At 47.6% G+C, this 19760-nt stretch carries 15 protein-coding genes; 7 read left to right on the forward strand and 8 right to left on the reverse strand.

Annotated elements, in window-relative coordinates; translation table 11 throughout:
* Positions 1 to 28: 28 nt before the first annotated feature.
* A complete protein-coding gene (gene rbsK / locus ACFS25_RS04200) occupies positions 29 to 955 on the reverse strand; it encodes a ribokinase (protein ID WP_381497151.1) in 927 nt (308 codons plus the stop codon).
* A gap of 246 nt (positions 956 to 1201) precedes the next feature.
* Here rbsK and ACFS25_RS04205 point away from each other — a divergent pair, with 246 nt between their 5' ends.
* The 3 genes from ACFS25_RS04205 to ACFS25_RS04215 are packed head-to-tail and all read left to right on the forward strand — an operon-like array spanning position 1202 to position 4471.
* The gene (locus tag ACFS25_RS04205) at positions 1202 to 3442 is read left to right on the forward strand and encodes an ATP-binding protein (RefSeq protein WP_381497152.1); all 2241 of its coding nucleotides are present in this window, start codon (positions 1202 to 1204) and stop codon (positions 3440 to 3442) included.
* A gap of 7 nt (positions 3443 to 3449) precedes the next feature.
* Positions 3450 to 3881: a response regulator gene (locus ACFS25_RS04210; protein WP_381497153.1), complete on the forward strand. Its 432-nt coding sequence runs from the start codon at positions 3450 to 3452 to the stop codon at positions 3879 to 3881.
* A complete protein-coding gene (locus tag ACFS25_RS04215; protein ID WP_381497154.1) occupies positions 3878 to 4471 on the forward strand; it encodes a biliverdin-producing heme oxygenase in 594 nt (197 codons plus the stop codon). The genes ACFS25_RS04210 and ACFS25_RS04215 overlap by 4 nt, the downstream gene beginning before the upstream one ends.
* Here the strand turns inward: ACFS25_RS04215 and ACFS25_RS04220 are convergent.
* The 3 genes from ACFS25_RS04220 to ACFS25_RS04230 all read right to left on the reverse strand — a co-directional run bounded on the left by ACFS25_RS04220 (position 4449) and on the right by ACFS25_RS04230 (position 8358).
* Positions 4449 to 6485 carry a PAS domain-containing sensor histidine kinase gene (locus ACFS25_RS04220; RefSeq protein WP_381497155.1) on the reverse strand — a complete coding sequence of 679 codons (2037 nt, stop codon included), beginning with the start codon at positions 6483 to 6485 and terminating at the stop codon, positions 4449 to 4451. The genes ACFS25_RS04215 and ACFS25_RS04220 overlap by 23 nt on opposite strands.
* Positions 6486 to 6655: 170 nt before the next feature.
* Entirely contained in the window at positions 6656 to 7192 is a 537-nt protein-coding gene (locus tag ACFS25_RS04225; RefSeq protein WP_381497156.1) for a low affinity iron permease family protein, read from the reverse strand.
* A 215-nt stretch (positions 7193 to 7407) separates the two neighbouring features.
* Positions 7408 to 8358 (reverse strand): thioredoxin family protein, encoded by a 951-nt coding sequence (locus ACFS25_RS04230; protein ID WP_381497157.1) that lies wholly within the window; start codon positions 8356 to 8358, stop codon positions 7408 to 7410.
* Positions 8359 to 8666: 308 nt separating this feature from the next.
* Here ACFS25_RS04230 and ACFS25_RS04235 point away from each other — a divergent pair, with 308 nt between their 5' ends.
* From ACFS25_RS04235 to ACFS25_RS04245, 3 genes are all read left to right on the forward strand, one after another.
* Positions 8667 to 10517 carry an ABC transporter ATP-binding protein gene (locus tag ACFS25_RS04235; RefSeq protein WP_381497158.1) on the forward strand — a complete coding sequence of 617 codons (1851 nt, stop codon included), beginning with the start codon at positions 8667 to 8669 and terminating at the stop codon, positions 10515 to 10517.
* Positions 10518 to 11135: 618 nt separating this feature from the next.
* Positions 11136 to 11744, forward strand: a complete 609-nt coding sequence (locus ACFS25_RS04240) for a hypothetical protein (protein ID WP_381497159.1) — start codon at positions 11136 to 11138, stop codon at positions 11742 to 11744.
* A 73-nt stretch (positions 11745 to 11817) separates the two neighbouring features.
* Positions 11818 to 13032 carry an OmpA family protein gene (locus tag ACFS25_RS04245; RefSeq protein WP_381497160.1) on the forward strand — a complete coding sequence of 405 codons (1215 nt, stop codon included), beginning with the start codon at positions 11818 to 11820 and terminating at the stop codon, positions 13030 to 13032.
* Positions 13033 to 13077: 45 nt separating this feature from the next.
* On the opposite strand, the gene ACFS25_RS04250 is transcribed toward ACFS25_RS04245, so the two are convergent.
* On the reverse strand, positions 13078 to 14472 hold the full coding sequence (locus tag ACFS25_RS04250; RefSeq protein ID WP_381497161.1) for a Gfo/Idh/MocA family protein: 1395 nt from the start codon (positions 14470 to 14472) through the stop codon (positions 13078 to 13080).
* Positions 14473 to 14526: 54 nt separating this feature from the next.
* Positions 14527 to 15300 carry an NIPSNAP family protein gene (locus ACFS25_RS04255; RefSeq protein WP_381497162.1) on the reverse strand — a complete coding sequence of 258 codons (774 nt, stop codon included), beginning with the start codon at positions 15298 to 15300 and terminating at the stop codon, positions 14527 to 14529.
* 249 nt (positions 15301 to 15549) lie between these two features.
* Between ACFS25_RS04255 and ACFS25_RS04260 the strand changes: the two genes are divergently transcribed.
* The gene (locus tag ACFS25_RS04260) at positions 15550 to 16512 is read left to right on the forward strand and encodes an alpha-E domain-containing protein (RefSeq protein WP_381497163.1); all 963 of its coding nucleotides are present in this window, start codon (positions 15550 to 15552) and stop codon (positions 16510 to 16512) included.
* Positions 16513 to 16651: 139 nt separating this feature from the next.
* Here the strand turns inward: ACFS25_RS04260 and ACFS25_RS04265 are convergent, their stop codons facing one another.
* Positions 16652 to 17425 (reverse strand): hypothetical protein, encoded by a 774-nt coding sequence (locus tag ACFS25_RS04265; RefSeq protein WP_381497164.1) that lies wholly within the window; start codon positions 17423 to 17425, stop codon positions 16652 to 16654.
* 155 nt (positions 17426 to 17580) lie between these two features.
* Positions 17581 to 19593 carry a 1,4-alpha-glucan branching protein GlgB gene (gene glgB / locus ACFS25_RS04270; RefSeq protein WP_381497165.1) on the reverse strand — a complete coding sequence of 671 codons (2013 nt, stop codon included), beginning with the start codon at positions 19591 to 19593 and terminating at the stop codon, positions 17581 to 17583.
* Positions 19594 to 19760: the final 167 nt, after the last annotated feature.

Genomic DNA, 19760 nt, shown 5'->3' on the forward strand with positions numbered 1-19760 from the left:
TTTAATGAGTCGGCAGAAAACGATGATCCTACAGTAGTTCGTTTCGATGCGGCATTGATGCCTGAGCACCCATACGCGTAACCGAAATTGACGCAGCTTTGCAGGCAAAGGCTATGGCATCGGGCAGCGATTGTCCTTCTGACAACCCAACGGCCAGGGCACCATTGAAACAGTCACCAGCCGCCGTGGTATCCACCGCCTTAACCGAAGAGGTTGTAATAAGTTGACTATGAGTGCCCGTATGCAGATAAGCCCCTTTTGAGCCGAGGGTAATTACCACGTTGGAAACGCCCATTTCGTGCAGTTTCTGCGCGGCTTGTTCGGCGGTGGCTATGTCTGTTACCCGGATCCCCGTAAACAATTCAGCTTCGGTTTCGTTGGGCGTAATCAAGAATAAATTCGGAAATAGGGTTGAGGGAAGCACCTGCGCCGGAGCCGGATTTAAAATGACCCGTAGTCCCTGACTGGCTGCCTGCTTAACTACATACTCGACGGTAGGCAGTGGAATTTCGAGTTGGAGCAGCACCAGTGTGTCTGCATCAGCCGATTGCAACGCGGCTTCGGTTTCGGTTGGGTGAAGGTAGGCGTTAGCACCGGGGGCCACTGTAATGCAGTTTTCGCCGGTAGCGTCTACATTGATTAGCGCAACACCCGAAGGATGGTCGGCATCGGTCAATATATAAGTCGTGTTAATACCTTCATTTTGAAAACCACTCATAGCCTGCTGCCCAAATATATCGTTGCCGACTTTAGCCACGAACGTTACCTGTCTGCCTGCTAGTGCTGCATTGGCTTCGACAAGGCGGGCGGCTGAAACAGCCTGATTCGCCCCTTTGCCGCCGGGATTCATTAGAAACGTACCGCCAATGACAGTTTCTCCCGCTGCCGGTAGCCTGTCTGACTTGACAACCATATCTGTATTTGAACTACCAATTACTAAAATCCGTGCAGACATATGTAGGTGCATTTAAACGTAGACTTTTCGCTTGAGCAAATGGCTCTGGGGCATTGCTCAAATAAAATGCATGCATAGCTAAATATTTACTGCTTTTGTCTACATACTTGTTCAATACGGGTACTACTTTTACCGAAATTTACTTGATATATACGTATATTGCACTTTATTGCTACGGACCCTTAGTCTGGTGTTTTCGTTTGCTTTCCTCGTCGATTACGTTATTTGGCAATAAGCTACTAGTTAATGAGTCCAGCAACTATTGATCTGACAACCTGCGAGCGTGAACCAATTCATATTCTTGGTCACATCCAGTCACACGGCTACCTGATTGCCATTCATCCCGATACCCATTCTATTGTTCACGCCAGCGATAATATTGTCGATTTAGTTGGTGTGGAAGCCGCCCAGTTGCTGGGCCAGTCCATTGATACAATGCTGACTGGCACTGATATACCCATAGGTACCCTAACTGAGCTACTGAACGTAGGTCAGCGAAACGAATCCTGGGAAACCCTGAATCCATACCGGTTAACCCTGAACGGGAAGGGCTGGAATCTGATTATTCATCAACAACAGGAATTACTTATACTGGAATGGGAACCGATCGACGATGATCGACACCAATTTATTAATCAGCAACTTATTGCACAGGCGTTAACGGAGGTACAGGCCAGCCGAACCCTTACTGAACTGTTGCAAAACACGGCCAAGCGGGTAAAGACTATTATCGGTTTCGACCGGGTGATGGTGTACCGGTTTGGGGCCGACTGGCATGGGCACGTAGTTGCAGAGGAAAAAGATGACCACCTGGAGCCTTTTCTGGGCCTACATTATCCGGCATCAGACATTCCGCGTCAGGCCCGTGAACTGTATAAAGTTAATCTGGTTCGACTGATTGTCAATGCCGGTAGCGTTCCCGCTCGTTTGCTATCTCAACCCGACTGGCCTGAAGACCAACCGCTTGATTTAACGCATTCGGTGTTGAGGGCAGTGTCGCCGGTGCATATCGAATACCTCAAAAACATGGGCGTAAAAGCGTCCATGAGCATCTCGCTGTTGTATCGGGGTGAATTGTGGGGGTTAATTTCATGCCATAACTCAACGCCCCGGTTTGTGGATTATCCGGCTCGTCAGGCGGCCAAATTCGTTAGCCAGTTGCTGTCGGCTGCGTTGGAGTTTCGTAAAGACAAAGAAGATCAAACAAATCTGCAACAATACCAGCAGACGGGCCTGCAACTGAACGAACAACTGCTTTTTAGCGACGACGTTGTGCGGGCACTGACGAAACTTCCGGTAACAGCTCTCGACGTGACGGGGGCAACCGGAGCCGCACTATTGTTCAATAATAAACTGTATCAACTTGGTCAGACGCCCAACGACACGCAGATTTTGGCTTTGGCTGACTGGATTAGAACAAACGGCACTGAAACGTTTTTAGAAACAGACCAACTACCCAATATATATCCACCAGCCGAAGAGTTTCGGGCGGTGGGCGCGGGCTTGTTAACCATTGTGTTGTCGCGCGAGTTGAACGAATATCTTTTCTGGTTCAAGCCCGAACGTATTCAGCAAGTTACCTGGGCGGGCAACCCCGAAAAGCCCGTTACCGTCGGCACCGATGGAACACAGCGGCTTAGCCCCCGCACAAGTTTTGCCGCCTGGACCGAACTCGTTCATAACACATCTGAATCGTGGAGCGAAGCCGAAATTTCGGTTGTGGTGAAACTGCGGGAAGATATTTTGCAGATAGTTACCCGACAGGCTAATGAAATTCGTTTGCTCAATCAGCGATTGCAGTTAGCTTACGAGGAATTAGACGCCTTTAGCTACACGGTGTCTCATGATTTGCGCACGCCTTTATCCTCCATTCGGTGTTACTCCGAAATTCTGATCGAAGAGTATGGACAGGATCTTGCGCCTGATGCGCAGGATTTGCTCCAGAAAGTGATTGAGTCAACAGACCGGATGCACAAGCTGATTCGTCACATTCTGTACTATTCGCGGATGGGACGTACTGAGCTGGATACGCAGCCGGTCGATATGCGTCAATTGCTGGAGGGCATTCGGGATGAAATTCTGGTAACGACTAAAGACCGGTCGCTGCGAATCGAAATTGGGGATACGCCATCCATCACGGCTGATTTTACAATGGCCATTCAGCTATTTACGAATTTGCTCGGCAATGCGGCTAAATACACTCAGCCAACACCGGAGGGGCTGGTCCAAATAAACGGGTCTCAAACCGATAAGGAGGTTATTTATTCTATAGAGGACAACGGTATTGGCTTCGACATGAAGCAGGCGGGTAAGATGTTCGATCTGTTTAAACGGTTGGAGAATGCCCGGGGCTTTGAAGGCTCTGGTGTTGGGTTGGCAATTGTTAAGCGGATCATCACCCGGCACCAGGGCAAAATATGGTTTCATAGCGAACCAAACCAAGGGGCTACATTTTTCGTTTCGTTTCCAACAACTCCTGCTGTATAACTAGCCCATGGTAGACGTACTTTATGTTGAAGATAATCCGAACGACGCGGACATATTTAGCCGCCTGATACGGAAAATAAATAAGCCTATTACCTTCAAAGTTCTCAACAGTGGCTCAGAAGCCCTTGAGTATCTAACGGGGCAAGGTCGTTATGAGCAACAGAAGGCAAGGCTGCCTAAGTTGGTGCTGATGGATCTGAATTTAGGGGGCCTAAGCGGCTTTGAGGTAGTTGAGCAAACGCGGGCTATCGAACGGACACGGTTCCTGCCAATTGTTGCGTTTAGTACATCAGATAACCCAAAAGACATCCAGTCGGCCTACGAAGCTGGGATTAATGCTTATGTTGTAAAGCCTGGTAGTTATCAGGCAACCGGCACAGTACTTACACACCTGTGTGATTTCTGGCTGGAAAACAATTCCCGAACTGATCATAAATGACCAATTTACTGGACCGTTTGCGGCAGGAAACCCGGCCATCGCATGAGGAAACCGAGCAACTTTTTTATACGGAAGCCCTGCGAAACGGTACGCTCTCGGCAAATGAATACAGCCATTTGCTGCATACGCATCTAACATTTCATCAGGCTCTGGAAGCGGCTATTGATCTTTATCCTGATTTTTTTCGGGCATATGAGCCGGAAATTCGTCGGAAAACGCCCTGGCTGGTGGCCGATTTGACCTACTTAAATGAATCGCTGCCTGCGCCTATGCCGGACCTGTTTACCGATTGGTCGCCGGTTGCGTTGCTGGGCGCTGCCTATGTAAGCGAAGGGTCTATGCTGGGCGGTACGGTTATAGGACGGTTGCTACAGCAAAATGTCAGTATTCAGCCCTTGCTGGAACACGCCCGGTTCTATCAGGGGTACGGTTCTGCTACGGGTACTTATTGGCGCAGTTGTGGGGATTTTCTGACCCAAAAGGGCACACCCCATGCCGACGAGGTAGTGGCTGCGGCCAGCCAAACGTTCAAGCTATATCAGACTATTTTTCTGCACAACCAACTGCTTATGCGGGTTGAGGAAGAGTAGGCAAAAAAACCTTAAATATAGATCCCTTGCCGGTTTGACTGCTAACGTCGATTGCTCCGCCGTGACTGTCTGTTACTCGTTGGCAAATAGCCAGTCCAATACCCGTTCCACCATATGTAGTTACATTGTGTAAGCGTTGAAAAGGGCTGAAGATTCGATCTTTGTATCGTTCATCGAACCCAATGCCATTATCGGTTACGGTAATTAACCAGAAAGATTGGCTAGACTGGCTCTGTAAATGAGGAGGGAGTTCGGTAGGTTGGGCTGCCCGAAACTGAATTTGGATTACGGGCGGCACATTAGCTACGCAAAATTTCAGGCTATTGGTAATCAGATTCTGAAAAAGCTGGCGGAGTCGGGACGCACTGCCGTACACTTGCGGCAGTGACGACACATCGACAGTTGCCTTTTTTTCTGCGATGGTCAAGTCCAAATCATTTACGACATCATCAAGCACCTGAGTAAGTGAAACGGTCGTATAGGCATCACGCTTGGTAGCCAGTTGCGAGTATAACAGCAAGTCTTTAATCAGTTGTTGCATACGCCCGGCAGACTTCTGAATTCGCCCAATTATATCCATTTCACCGTTGGACAAGCTATCCGCAAACTGATTTTTTAATAAGTCGCTGAACGCCTGAATGCGCCGGAGGGGTTCCTGTAAATCGTGCGATGCAATGTGAGCAAACTGCTGAAGACTTTCGTTGGAGCGCTTGAGTTCGGCATTGGCTTCCTGAAGCTTTTTTTCCTGTTGTTGAGCGACTAATTCGGCCTGTTTTCGTTCGGTAATGTTGTTATACGTGACCACCACGCCGTTATCGTCCTGCTTAACCGCCGATACCTCGAACCAGCCTTCAAGTCCATACTCATCACGGTAGGGCTGAATACTTTGTTCTGGCTGACCCGTTTCGACCACACGCGTATATAAACCGAAAAATCCGTTCTCCCAATTCCCCGGAAACGCCCTTAATAAAGACCGACCAATAAGTTGATCGGGCGTCATGAATGTGCTTTTGATCACCGCTTCGTTGGCCGTATTCATCATAAAATCAATGATGTTGCCGGTCTCGTCGCGGATAGCCGTCATCCCAATAATACTGTTGAGAGATGCATCCAGCGTAGTTCGTAATTGATGAGCCTGTCGCTCCAACGCCTGTGTTTGCCTTTCCACCCGCTGTTGCAGCAGAAATTCATTTTCTTTGTCTAACGTTATGTCTACGACTGTCCCGATCAATCGGTCAACGACGCCCTGTTCATTAAGAAAAACCTGCCCACTCGATCGAATCCAGCGTAGTTGACCATCATTGATACCCAACGTTCGGTATTCTCTAGCGAATTGACTACTGTTACCTGATTGCAGGCTAGCCTGAATAGCTTGGTTAGTTGACTCGCGGTCATCGGGGTGCAGTCCCTGCAAAAAGACAGTATAATCGACGGGTGTTGCCGGTAAAAGACCAAAGAGTTCTTTTGTACGGTCAGACCAGATCATTTCGCCTGTAAGCGGACTATAATCCCAGGTTCCCATTCGGGCAGCCTCAACCGAAAGTCGGAAACTGGTTTCGGCTATTTGCGAACGTAGTTCAACCTGTTTGCGGTCTGTAACATCAATCAACACGCCTGATAAGGTAAGGGGTTGATGTTGATCGTCATGCGTTACCCGGCCCCTGGCCAGTACCCATCTATTTTGGCCGTTGAGCGTAATGCGGTACTCCGCTTCGTAGATATGGCCTGAATGTATAGCCTCATCAATAAGGTGAATGACCCGAGGCCGATCATCAGGGTGAATAGAATCCGTAAAATCACTTAACGGAAGCCCGGTTGTTATGGGGTGGTTATGGAAGCCGAATAACCGAAGCAGGTTTAAGTCACCGTAGACTTTATCCGTTCCAATATCCCAAAACCAAGTAGCAATCAAGCCAATACTAAGCGCAGTTTGTAACTGATCATATGAACGTCGGAGTAACGCTTCTTCGTCGGGTAGTAGAGGGCTTGGCTGAGCAGCGAGAGGCTGATTCATACGTAAATACTATCTGAGGAAAATTGGGCCGCAGGACCAGGTTTTATAAGTAGTCGTGTTTCGGTCTGTTTAGGGATAAAACGAAAGTTGAGTAAGATAAACAAAATTACGGATAAAGCCGATACAAAATAGCGGGTATAGCTTTGATTGCTGCCTGTGTTCGTTCTGCTTTACCGAGTGCTACCCGACTGTTTTTTGGTATGTGATGAATTTGGTTTTGTCGCTGGCTTATGCTTATGGCGGGACGCCTGGTGTTGCTTCAGGGCCTCAAGTTTATCTTCGTGGATATCTTCGGCTTCCTCAACCGAGTGCGATTCAGACAAGCTGGATTCCGTTTTTGATCGTTCAACTAGTTTGCCAAAAAACTTATGCAGTGCATGCAGTTCGGCTTCGGTCAGGTCTTCTACATTGAGCAAACGATTACTGGCCTTTTGATTCACCGCAATCAGTTCGTTAAGTTTAATCTGCATCGCCAGAGAGTCCTTATTTTGCGACTTCTGAATCAGGAAAACCATTAAAAAAGTAATGATCGTGGTACCCGTGTTAATGACTAGCTGCCAGGTGTCGGAGTAGCCAAAAATAGGGCCGGTAATGACCCAAAGAATAATTGTTAGTAGCGCCAGTAAGAAGGCTGTAGAAGAGCCAGTGGATTGCGTTGCTTTGGAAGCAAACCGCTCAAAAAATTTGGTGAATGACTGGGCACCCATACGGTCGGAAGAGTTAAAAATGATTATTACTTACTAAACGTCGCATTAAGGTGCTTTGTGAAATTAAAACGTTATAATGCGGCAGAAAGGTAGCACAAGTAAACGGGCTGACTGTAAGCGAGTCAGCCCGTTTGTATTAAAAAATTACCGTCACACTGGCTTTATTTCCTTTCCATTTCGGCTGGTTCTCGTTCCATGAGAATAGCGATTTGCCGTTATTTCATTGAGTTTTGGGTGCGTTTAAGAAATCTTAGCCGGTAGTCGTTGGCCGCTTCCTGAGTCTGTGTTTCCTCTCGAATCATTAATGGATTAGCCGAAGTAGTGTTCCGTTCGCTGTTGGCAATGACCGTTTCCAGTAGAATCTCGTCGTTGGTTGCACTTGCCCGCCTGAAATCATTGTCGAGTGCCCGATACAGCCCATCAGAAACCGTTGTTGCAAGACTTCGTTTCTCTGCGTTGGCTACAAGTAAATCTGACCGATTTTTAATCAGGTAATCAAATGCCTTTGTGGTAGATGATTGGATTGCTTCGGCTACAAATAACATCGTTTCGTTTGTCGAGCGGTCCGACTCCGGTAGTGCATCGAGATAAGTATCCAGTACATCACTACTAGGCCGTTCGAGCAGTTGGCGGGTCTTTACATATTTCTTCAGAAAGGCTGGGTCGCGCCGACCAGCGGCATAATCCTTATCCCCTTTGGCGACGGTTGTTCGCAGTTGGGGCGTAGCCAGCATGGTATTGGCCTGATCGATCATACCATTAATGCCGCTATAGCCCACCGCCCGGTGAACTAGTGCCGCGTTGGGAGCAATATAAAGTGCTGTTGGATAGCTCGATACGCCGTATTGTTTCGCCACTTGCACACCTTCCCCTTTTTCGGCGTCGAGCTGGTAGTTGATAAAATGAACATTAAATTTAGCGCCCACTTTAAGGTTAGGGAAAGCCTCGTTGGCCATTCGCTTGCAGGGCGGGCACCAGGTCGTATATATGTCCACAAAAACGGGTCTGTTCTGGCGTTTTGCCTCGGCTAATACGTCTTTCCAGGAACCTGAAAAAAACGTAACGCCCGTTGGCTCGGTGGGTGAGAAAGTTACATTCTGGGCCATTGTGCCAAACCCCATAAAAAGGGCTATGAACAGACTCAGCCGCGAAACGAGCGATTTCATATAGAAGGTAAGCTTCACCGCGAAACAGATCAACGTAAATCAGTTTGGTAAAATGAAGTAACAAAGAGTTTAAGGCGCCAATATAGCTCCTGCGTTAATAATAATGAATTTATGCTTATTCCCTGATCTGCGCGACATCTTGTGAAATGTGTCACATTCGTTTCGTCATGACGATGCTTAACCATTTTTTTGCCGATACCAGCCTATACAATTTTTCGACAGTTGATGGCCGGGTTAAGACACTTGACCAGTGGGACGGAAAGCAAGTTTCGATGAACTAATCCCCCGTTGGGCTTGTCTTTTTATATATGGCAAAAAAGGAAATTCCACACGCTAAACCTACTGATACTAAGGAACAAGTAAGCTGGCGCGAACGGTTCGCAGCCCTCGGTAACCTGCCCGCGTTTTTTAGATTAGTCTGGGAAGCCTCACCGGGTTTATTTCTCGGCAATGCGGCTTTGCGGCTCATTCGGGCGGCTATTCCGGCGGCTACGCTCTACGTTGGTAAACTCATTATTGATCAGGTTGTTGATCTTTCCAAACACATTGACACTCACGATACCAACCATATCTGGTGGCTTGTCGGGGTTGAATTTGGGCTAGCTATTCTGTCAACGGCACTGGGCCGGGCGGTGGCACTTATGGATAGTTTACTGGGCGATTTGTTTGCCAACCAGACCTCCGTTCGGCTGATGGAACACGCGGCTACACTTGATCTGGAACAGTTTGAAGATGCGACGTTTTATGACAAACTCGAACGCGCCCGACGCCAAACCAGTGGCCGGACGGTACTGCTTTCCGGCGTGTTCGGGCAGGTGCAGGAACTGATTTCGGTAGGCTTTCTGGCGGCTGGTCTGGCCGTTTATAACCCCTGGTTGTTACTGCTGATTCTGGTAGCCGTCACGCCATCATTTATCGGCGATAATTACTTCAATCAGCGCAGTTATTCTCTTTCGCGCTCGTGGACACCCGAACGACGAGAACTCGACTATCTACGCTTTATAGGTGCCAGCGACGAAACGGCTAAAGAAGTTAAAATTTTCGGTTTGTCTGATTTCCTAATCGACCGGTTTCGGTCATTGTCGTGGGAATATTATTTAAAAAACCGGGCGCTGACCATCAGTCGGGCCGGGTGGGGAACGATTCTTACGGCCCTTGGTACCGCAGGCTACTACGGTGCTTACGTCTGGATTGTGATGCGGGCCGTAAACAGTCAAATTTCGCTGGGTGACCTGACGTTTTTGGCTGGATCATTCCGACAGGTACGCGGTTCGTTGGAAGGTATCCTGCTTCAGTTCAGCAGTCTGACTCAGGAAGCTATTTATTTGCAGGACTTGTTCGACTACTTCGCTATTAAACCGCTCATCCACTCGCCTAGCGTAACTCGCCCGTTCCCAAATCCAATTCGGGAAGGTTTTGTGTTCGAGAATGTTGGCTTTAAGTACACCAATTCCGAACGGTGGGCGTTGCGTAATCTATCCTTTACGCTTCAGGCTGGGGAGAAATTGGCCCTTGTCGGTGAAAACGGCGCAGGGAAAACTACCCTTGTTAAACTGCTGGCCCGTCTCTATGATCCCGCTGAAGGACGAATTCTGCTTGACGGCTACGACCTTCGTGAGTACGATCTGATGGAACTCCGACACAACATTGGCGTCATTTTCCAAGACTATACCCGTTTCAAAATGTCGGCGGGAGTGAATATTGCCGTTGGTGATATCGACGAAAGAAATAACCAGACACGCATTGAGACGTCGGCACAACAGAGCTTGGCTGATACCGTAATTGCTAAACTTGCCGGAGGCTACGATCAGCAACTAGGTCGTTCGTTTGGTAAAGGGGTTGAATTGTCGGGGGGCGAATGGCAAAAAGTCGCGCTTGGTCGGGCTTACATGCGTGATGCTCAGTTAATAATCCTTGACGAACCCACTGCTGCCCTTGATGCGCGTGCCGAATATGAGGTGTTCCAGCGTTTTGGTAAACTGACGGACGGTAAATCGTCGGTGATTATTTCGCACCGGTTTAGTACCGTTCGCATGGCCGACCGGATTTTAGTTTTAGAAAACGGAACCCTTCACGAAATAGGAAGTCACTACGAACTACTTGAGAAAGATGGTCGTTATGCCGAGTTGTTTGGTTTGCAGGCCAGAGGCTATCAGTAAGTTTCAAGACCTGGCTAAAAACGGCTTCTGCAATATCGCCACTGGTTGATATACCGGATTGATCATTTCCGGAAATATCATTTATCTTTACCTGAGTTGAAACTAAAGAACTACTTCTAAACAAAACCACTATGGCAAAGAGTCAGAATGCAAAGAAAACCACGAAGAAGGAACCCGTGAAAACTCCGAAGGAAAAGAAAGAGGAGAAGAGAGAGAAGAAAGCTAAGCGGGACTAAATGCTTAAAAATCAGTGCCGACCTCATTACGGATTGTTGTTAAAACAAACTGTAGGGTTCCACTTTCGCTGATCCATCAAACCGTTTTGCCAGGTCCAGCGGCTTGCCCTTTGGGGAGGCTACCAAGATAGCATTTGTGAAATTTGACGGGAGGTACATACGCCCGATCAAATTTTGGAAGAAACGTTTCACGCACTCATCCAGTGATTCATCTTTAGAAGTTACGCGCCAGAAAGTATAATTGCTATACAAGTAGTCAATCAACTTCTGCCGGAAAAGCTTGCAAGTACTTTGTCGAAAATGACCTCGGTCATTGCGATGGTTGATGGCACGAGGCTGGAGCCTCGTGCCATTATATTAAGCTTATAACCTTCTACCAATCATGAAAACAATTGCGGCCTTCATTGCCCTACAGGGGCTGTTAGCGTCAACGCTGGCGCAGACGCCCATCGTACCCTCGTCCGACATTCAGATCAAAACCGCTGTGCTGGCAGCACCCGCTGACAAACGCGATGGTGCGACTGTATATGGCTATTCAGACAAAAATCAGTTTATCGTGTTACGAAAGGGTACTAATGAACTCATCTGCCTGGCCGACGACCCGGCTCAGAAAGGATTGAGCGTGTCGTGCTACCACCGCGATTTAGACCCGTTTATGGAACGCGGTCGGGTACTAAAACAGGCAGGAAAGAAACCGGCTGAGATTCTGACTACGCGTGAGCAGGAGGTAAAGGATAAAAAATTGACCATGCCAACCCATCCATCAACGTTGTTTTCTTATACAGCTAAAGATGAGAACTACGATTTAGCTACCGGCGACGTGAAGGACGGTTACCTGCGCTATGTCGTGTATATTCCCTACGCTACCGCCGAAAGTACCGGTCTACCCCTGAAGCCTGAATCACCCGGTATGCCCTGGATTATGGACCCTGGCACCCACCGGGCACACATTATGATTAATCCGCCGGTCTCAACCACGGCTCATCATTAAGCATACTGAGTAGTATAAATGGTGTATCCGGTTTTCAGATAATGACCTGCAAAATAGGATGTCCCCTTCACGAATGAATAAGTGGCTCTTGCTTCGCTACATTGGACTGGCAATACTGGCGACAGCATGGCATGGGCTATTTGATGATGTATTTATTAGTCATAGCGACCTTGATGTATGTTCGATTACAACTGAAACGTGGGACCGCAAACTGCCTACCATAGTGCCGCTTAGTCGGGCTGATTCTGGTCGGAAAACGAAACCCAGTGTTTTAACAATCAAAGCGTTTGCAGGAGAAATCAGTAAGCCACTCCCATCGGCTGTCGTAGTAATCAGGTCACGAGCTACGGGTAAAACAGAGCAGTTTGCTTTACCTAACGGCCAACTCGAACGTACTTTCACTAGCCCGGATGAGGTATTCATGGAGGTTAGTGCCGCTGGCTATTCGTCTGTCAAACGCAACATGACCATTGCCCTGTCACCCCAGGGCAACCGCTATGAATTTGATGCTGAATTAGACCGAACCGGCATTAATCTAACCATTTGGGCAGTTGATAGGCAGACAGATAAGATTATTCCGGATGCCCGTTTTACACTCAGTGGCAAGGCTGCCGGTATAACATCGGTTACACTTACACCTGATGCAACCACAGGTCTATCTAAAATACACCTTCCCGCCAAAGGAACCTATCTGTTGAGCAGTACAGCCGAAGGGTATGCAAACTTTGCAAAGTCAATAAAGCTGGACAGCATACAAAACGAAGCGCGGTTCATTTTAGCCAAACATCCACCTGCCGAAACGAAGCCACCTTCCCGAACGGCAGCCGTAGCGGCAAGTGAGGTTCCTAAAGTAAAACCTGTTGTGCCGACGGCTCCTACTGCGCCGATTACTACAAATGCTGCATCGGTATCAACGGTAACCGCCAAACCATTCAAGCAAATCGAAAAAGGCAAGCCTATTCAGTTAAGCAACATTTACTTCGATCAAAGCAGCCCTGTTCTACGCCCGCAATCGTACCCCGAACTCGACCAGTTGTATGAAGTACTAGTAGAAAACCCATCCGTACAAATTGAAATTCGTGGTCATACCGATAATCAGGGCGATTTTGACTTAAACACGAAACTCTCCCGCGACCGATGCCAGTCGATTATTGACTATCTGGCGGGTAAAGGTATTGTCAAAAGTCGCCTGAAAGCCGTTGGTCGTGGGCCAATCGATCCCGTTGCTCCAAACAACAACGAAGAGAACCGCAAGAAAAATCGACGGGTTGAGTTTGTCGTGCTGTGATTTTTTTTTGATTGGGATGTGTTAAGCATCCCAATCAAAATATTATTAAGCTTGCTTTGGTTGTGGCCCTCGGAAAGCGTCTTTCTTATCCACTAATGCCAACTTCACTGGTTTTCCTTCGCGTGCCGATTGATAGATGGCTTCCATGATTTTCTGATCCTGAAGCCCTTCTTCACCCGGCGTAAACGGCGTTTTATTCTCCATTACACATTCCGAAAAATGGTCTAATTCAGCGGCAAATTGATCTTTATCAGAAATCTTGTGCTGAATAATCTGGTTTTCAGTTCCCTGTGCCTGACTTGTTTCCAGTTGTAAGCCGGTATATGGAAAAGCCGGATCCATTTTTATCCAGCCTGTGTCGGCCAGCACTTTATAATTCTTATCGTCGTGATGACCGTAACTGGTAGAGCAACTAGTTTGTACTCCGCTCGGAAATTTCATCAGCCAGTTGACCTGTTCTTCTACTTCCTTAAACCGTGGGTCATTGGGCGTGCTGTGTACATAACCCATAACTTCGGTTGGCTCTTCGCCCAGAACATACCGGATTGTATTTAGACAATATAAACCAACATCGGGGAGTGAGCCACCACCAGCCAGAGCTTTCTTGAACCGCCAGTGATCGGGGTTATCGGAGTTCTGACCGTTTGTGGCTACAATACTTTTCACCTTGCCAAACTGCCCTTTCTGGACCATTTCGCGCACCATTCTGTTGTGTGGCTCATATTGAATCCGATAGGCAATCATTAATTTACGGTCAGCTTTTTTGCACGCGTCAATCATCGCCTGGCATTCCTCCGCTGAATTGGCCATTGGCTTTTCGCACAAGATATGCTTACCCGCCTGCGCTCCCCGAACGGTGTATTCGGCATGCATGCCGTTCGGTAAAACAATGTAAATGGCCTGTACCTCTTTGTTATCCCGCAATTTGTCGTAGTCGGTGTAGCTATAGCAACTCTCTTTTTTGACTCCATACTGAGCGGCTACCTTCTGCATTTTTTCGGGGCTGCCGCTCACTAAAGCCACTACTTTTGATTTTTTAGACGCACCGAACGCCGGTAAAATCTGATTAAGCGTTAAGTGACCGAGACCAACAAGGGCGTAACCCACGCGCTGATCCTCAGACAATGGAGTGGGAGTGGGGCCTTCCTGTTGCTCGGTCTTGGCTTTAATCTGCTCCAACTCAATTGGCTTACTGACATCAGTGGGTACATCAGCCGGTGGTGAGGTAGCAGGTAATTTTGGCGCTGGTCCGCTGGGTGTGCTGGCTATTGACGAAGCAGCATTGTTTGCTTCGGGCTTTTTTTCGCACGAAGCAAACGCGCTACCTAAAGCACCGACCGCCAAACTACGACCCGTTAGTTGGAAGAAATCCTGACGGGACAAGGACGACATTCCCGGATTTTCGAGTAAGCTGGTAACAAAACGATCAATCGGTTTCATAACGTTGTTTGTTTACGTCAGAAACCGATTGTGAAAACGGGTTGTTTGTTTAACTTATTTAATTGGCGAATAATCCGTTGGTTTCATATATACCGACTCCACTTTAGTGGTTAGGGGACCACCTTTCTCCGATTCTGCTTTAGCTACAACCCATTTAGGGTCTTTGCGGAATTCTTCGAAGTGTTGCTTTCCCTCTGCTTCGCTAGGATGCGCCAGAATGTAAACTAGCTTGGGCTGAACTGTCTGATCTTTTTCCTCCGTAACCCAATACCCAATATTCGTCATGCCATGTTTACTGAATAGCTTGATGGTATGATCGCGGAAGCGGGTTAATAGATTGGGAAGCTTGTCAGGTGCCGGTGTGTAGGTCCGTAACTCAAACGTCCGTTCAGGCGATTTTTGTCCCACTTTAATCTTGGGTGATATGTCGGACTCAGTCATGAAAATTTGATCCACATGGTCAACTAGTTTACCGTTAGCTTCTGTTTTAGCAACAACTGCTTTCCACTCGGGATCACTGCCGAATGCTTTCCATGATGCATCGCGAGCCTCCCGGCTAGGGTACGCCAGAATGTAAATTAGTTCTTTGCGAGACGTGTCGGTAGGTGTCCAATAACCAATGTTTTCCATGCCGTGTTTCTCGAAAATCTTGGTCGTATACTGCCGAAAACGGTCCACGATCTCAGCGTATTTGCCTGGTGTTGGGTGGTAAATTCTAACTTCGTAGAATTTAGAGTCGACCTTGGATGGTCCCGGATTGGCGGTTGCAAAAGCGGCTGTACTGAGGATCAGGCTAAACGCGAGTAGCGAATGTAGTTTGTCTATCATAATATTGTAGAAGTGAACCAATAAACCGTTCTACGTATAGAAGTGTTCAAGTGCGTTTTTCTAATCTCATTATTTATCACTAAAGGGACTTTATACAACGTTTGATCCAAAATTACCTAAATGATAAAGTATATTCTTAATAGGTAATTGTTCTGCATTGACGCTCTAATTGAACCTATTTTATTGCTAAGTAGTCAAAAAGGTCTATTTTTGTTGGTCATCCACCGTTTTATCCCAACTTTATACGTTATGCTGAGTCGCGTTGCTAATTCTGTTTACTGGATGCATCGATACATTGAGCGGGCCGAAAATTATGCCCGTTTCATGAGTGTGAACTTTAATCTGGCCCTCGATTTGCCGCCCAATGTAAACCAACAGTGGGAGCCGCTGCTCATTGCAACGGCTGATCATGATCTGTTTACAAAATATTATAAGCAACCAACGCGTGAGAATGTCATTCAATTTATGACTTTCGATAAGCGCAATCCGAACTCAATTGTAGCCTGTCTGAGCAATGCCCGGGAGAATGCCCGTACTATCCGCGAAGCCATCTCGAAGGAAATGTGGGAGCATTTAAATCAGTTTTATCTGATGGTGCGCGACACGTCGCCTAAGCAGCAATGGGAAGAGATTCAGACACAGAATTTTTTCACGGAAATTCGCAATAGCACTCAGCTTTTCTACGGCATTATCGATGCGACCATTACGCGCAACGAAGCGTGGCATTTTGGGCGGCTGGGACGATTTCTGGAACGGGCTGATAAAACATCTCGTTTTCTGGATGTTAAATATTTCACGTTATTACCGGAGATAGATGCGGTAGGCTCCACCATCGACTTAATGATTTGGTCGGCCGTGCTAAAGTCGGTTAGCGCTTACAATATGCATCGCCAGCAATATCGGTCGCTGACGCCATCGAGTATTGTTGAATTTTTGATACTAGATAAGATGTTTCCGCGTTCGGTTGCGCATTGCATTCGGCAGGCCGAGTTGTCGCTCTACGAAATTTCGGGTAACAACATCACACACGGCTTTGGTAATTCAGCTGAACGGACGCTTTCTAAACTGCGTACAGATATCGAGTTCACCGAAACCGCCGATATCTTCAAAACGGGTCTGCACCAGTATCTCGATAATTTTCAAACGCGTACCAACGAAATCGGAAGTACCATTTTTCAGACATATTTTGATTTGAAACCACTGGAAGTATAATTGGGTGGTTATCTAAAAACAGCCTCAATCCCCTTTAGGAGATTGAGGCTGTTTTTTTGCCTGATCGAGAATTGATTTACAGGTAGTTTGTAACGAGTGAATAAAGTTTGTATCAGTTAACCAGTAGTCTATCAGATACTTACTGGAAGACTGGAAACGTTACGGCCAGATACGCCATGCCAACCCGGTTGCGGAAGCGATTATTGTCAGCAATGACATCGCGGTTGGTAACAGTCATCTCCGTAGTGAGCCATTGATAGCCAAGTTTAACACTAAATCGTTGAGCGATGTGAGCTCGGGCGTAGACTTCCGTTGATAAGGTACCGATGTCGTTATCGCCAAGTAATCGCACATTCAGGAAACCGGGCCGAGATTTTTGGAAGGTGTTCGCTCCCTGGAAATAGGCAGTAGTCGAATCCGCTCCTGTAACTGAACGGACTGCGAATTGACCGGTTGAGGACTTGTAACGACCCATTCGTGACTTACCAAAGGTTAGCCCCAGCAGGTCGGCACTCACGCCCAATTCCACAAGACCCAACTTAATCTGCGCCCGAAAACCGACATTAAACGAAGTCATAGTCACATAATCGTAGCGAATTGTGTCGATGTTATCTGTAACCAAAGGGCCTGAGAGCGCATTAAATCCACTTTTGCCGCGGGTTAAGCGAGCCGGGGCGGTATAATAATTGAGATTGTCTCCGTAAAAGGCCCCTAATCGTGCTGTCCAGCCAAGCGAGACGATTTTACGTTCACCAATATTGATTAGTTGGTAGTAAGTGGCAGATGGATTGTAGTTGTTTTTTGAGTAGGCCATGCCCACATCGTAACCGCTGCTAAGACGAGCTGATACTGGCGATTGCGCTAAACTGTGAAGGGAAAGTAACGTTAGTAACGCACTAATTGCTTGCTTCATCAATTAATTCAGGACGGTTGCAGCAGCAAAGATAATTAAGTAAGTGGAGTAGGTATAGTATGTTTATGAATTGGGCGGGGAGGCAGATAGAATACACGTCGTTAGTAGTTGTTGTTTACCTACCTGTATTCTACCTGCCTCTCACACTCCTCTACCTAAACCATTTTGAGTACTATGGCGCCCAAGGGTGGCACATTTAGTCTGATTGACTGATTTCGTCCATGCCACATTTCATTGTCGCTGGCAACTGGTGATGCATTGGTAATGCCACTCCCGAAAAACTCAACGGCATCGCTGTTGAAAATCTCTTTGTACGAACCTGCCGATGGTACTCCAATACGGTAGTCGGACCGCGGAATGGGTGTCATGTTGAGGACAACTAATAACGTGTCTTTCTCGTGGTTGCCTTTGCGGATATAGGTGACCACGCTGTTTTCGCGATCGGTGGTATCAATCCACTCAAACCCATCAGCCGTGAAGCTGCGCTCATACATAGCCGGTTCTTTTGTGTAAAGCGTGTTCAGAGCTTTCACACAGGCTGCCATTCCTTTGTGTGGCGCGAATTCGAGCAAATGCCAGTCTAAACTGCCATCGAATTTCCACTCCGACGTTTGGCCAAATTCACCACCCATAAATAGCAGTTTGGTACCGGAGTGAGTAAACATATACGAGAATAACAGTCGAAGGTTCGCAAACCGCTGCCATTCGTCGCCGGGCATTTTACCCACCAGCGAGTGTTTGCCATACACAACTTCATCGTGCGAGAGGGGCAGCATGAAGTTTTCTGTGAACGCATAAACTGTGCTGAATGTCAATTCGTCCTGGTGAAATTTGCGAAAAGCAGAATCGCGTTCGAAATAGCGGAGCGTATCGTTCATCCAGCCCATCATCCATTTCATGCCAAAGCCCAATCCGCCGGTATAAACTGGCCGGGAAACACCCGGAAAGGCCGTTGATTCCTCTGCAATAGTCTGTACATCAGGAAATTCTTTATATATGGCTTCGTTAATTTCCTTGAAGAGCGAAACAGCTTCCAGGTTTTCACGCCCGCCGAAAATATTCGGCTCCCACTCGCCTGCATTACGTGAATAATCCAGATAAAGCATTGATGCTACGGCATCCACACGCAGTCCATCAGCATGACAGCGGTCGAGCCAGAACATAGCATTACTCAATAAAAATGAGCGTACTTCTGGTCGGCTATAGTTGAAAATGTAACTTTTCCAATCAGGGTGATAGCCCCTGCGCATATCGGGATACTCGTACAAATGTGACCCATCGAACTCGTATAATCCGTGGGCGTCGCCCGGAAAATGGGAGGGAACCCAGTCCAGCAGTACGCCAATGCCTGCCTGGTGCAGCCTTTCAATGAGCTGCATAAATTCTTGTGGCGTACCAAAACGGCTACTGGGGGCATAATAACCTGTAATCTGATAGCCCCACGACGGTGCGTAAGGATATTGCATTATAGGCATAAACTCGACGTGCGTGAAGCCCATATCCTGTATGTAAGGAACCAGCGCATCGGCAATTTCGCCATAACTCAATTCGCGGTCAGGGTTGCCGGGATCTCGTCGCCAGGAGGAGATGTGCATTTCATAAACGGAAAATGGCGCATTGAGGGAGTTTTTTGCCTTGCGATTGGCCATCCATTCCTGGTCTTGCCACTCGTGGTATGTATCCCACACCACCGAAGCTGTTTTGGGCGGCACTTCCCACCAATGGGCGTAAGGATCTCCTTTTTCCAGTTCGCGTCCGCCTTCGTGAATAATAAAATATTTATACGTTTCACCCCGGCCAATGTTCGGGATAAACGTTTCCCAGATGCCCGACGAATCCCATCGCACCTTCATTGAGTGATTGCCTTTATCCCAGCCGTTGAAATTTCCGATTACGGCAACATACCGCGCCGAGGGTGCCCATACCGCGAAATACGTACCCGTGACACCGTTGTGCTCAACCACGTGAGAGCCAAATTTTTCGTAGAGTTTTTGGTGTTTTCCACCCCGGAACAAATGGATATCAAAGTCGGAGAAGCGGGAGTAATCCCCATCCTGAGTAGTCGGCTTATCCGACGGAGTGGGGTGGCTCGTAGCTTGTTGGGAAGGAGTAGGCTGCACCGTTTGTTCGGTTTCGGCCAAAGGTGTAGTGGTTTTTCGTTTTGCCATTGGTTGGAACTAAATAGATACGTTGTTGAACGTATTCAGGAGCGGAAAGTTAGAAAATTTCCTTGCTGTTTCGCACGAAATGCATTCTCAATTTATCGGCCAGTCGGCTGCGCCCAGTGTCAAAAGAGCATCAACAGCATTAGGGCCTGATGTTTCTGACGTTGTAA

This window comes from Spirosoma flavum, from assembly GCF_042686045.1.
Classification (GTDB): Bacteria; Bacteroidota; Bacteroidia; order Cytophagales; family Spirosomataceae; genus Spirosoma; species Spirosoma flavum.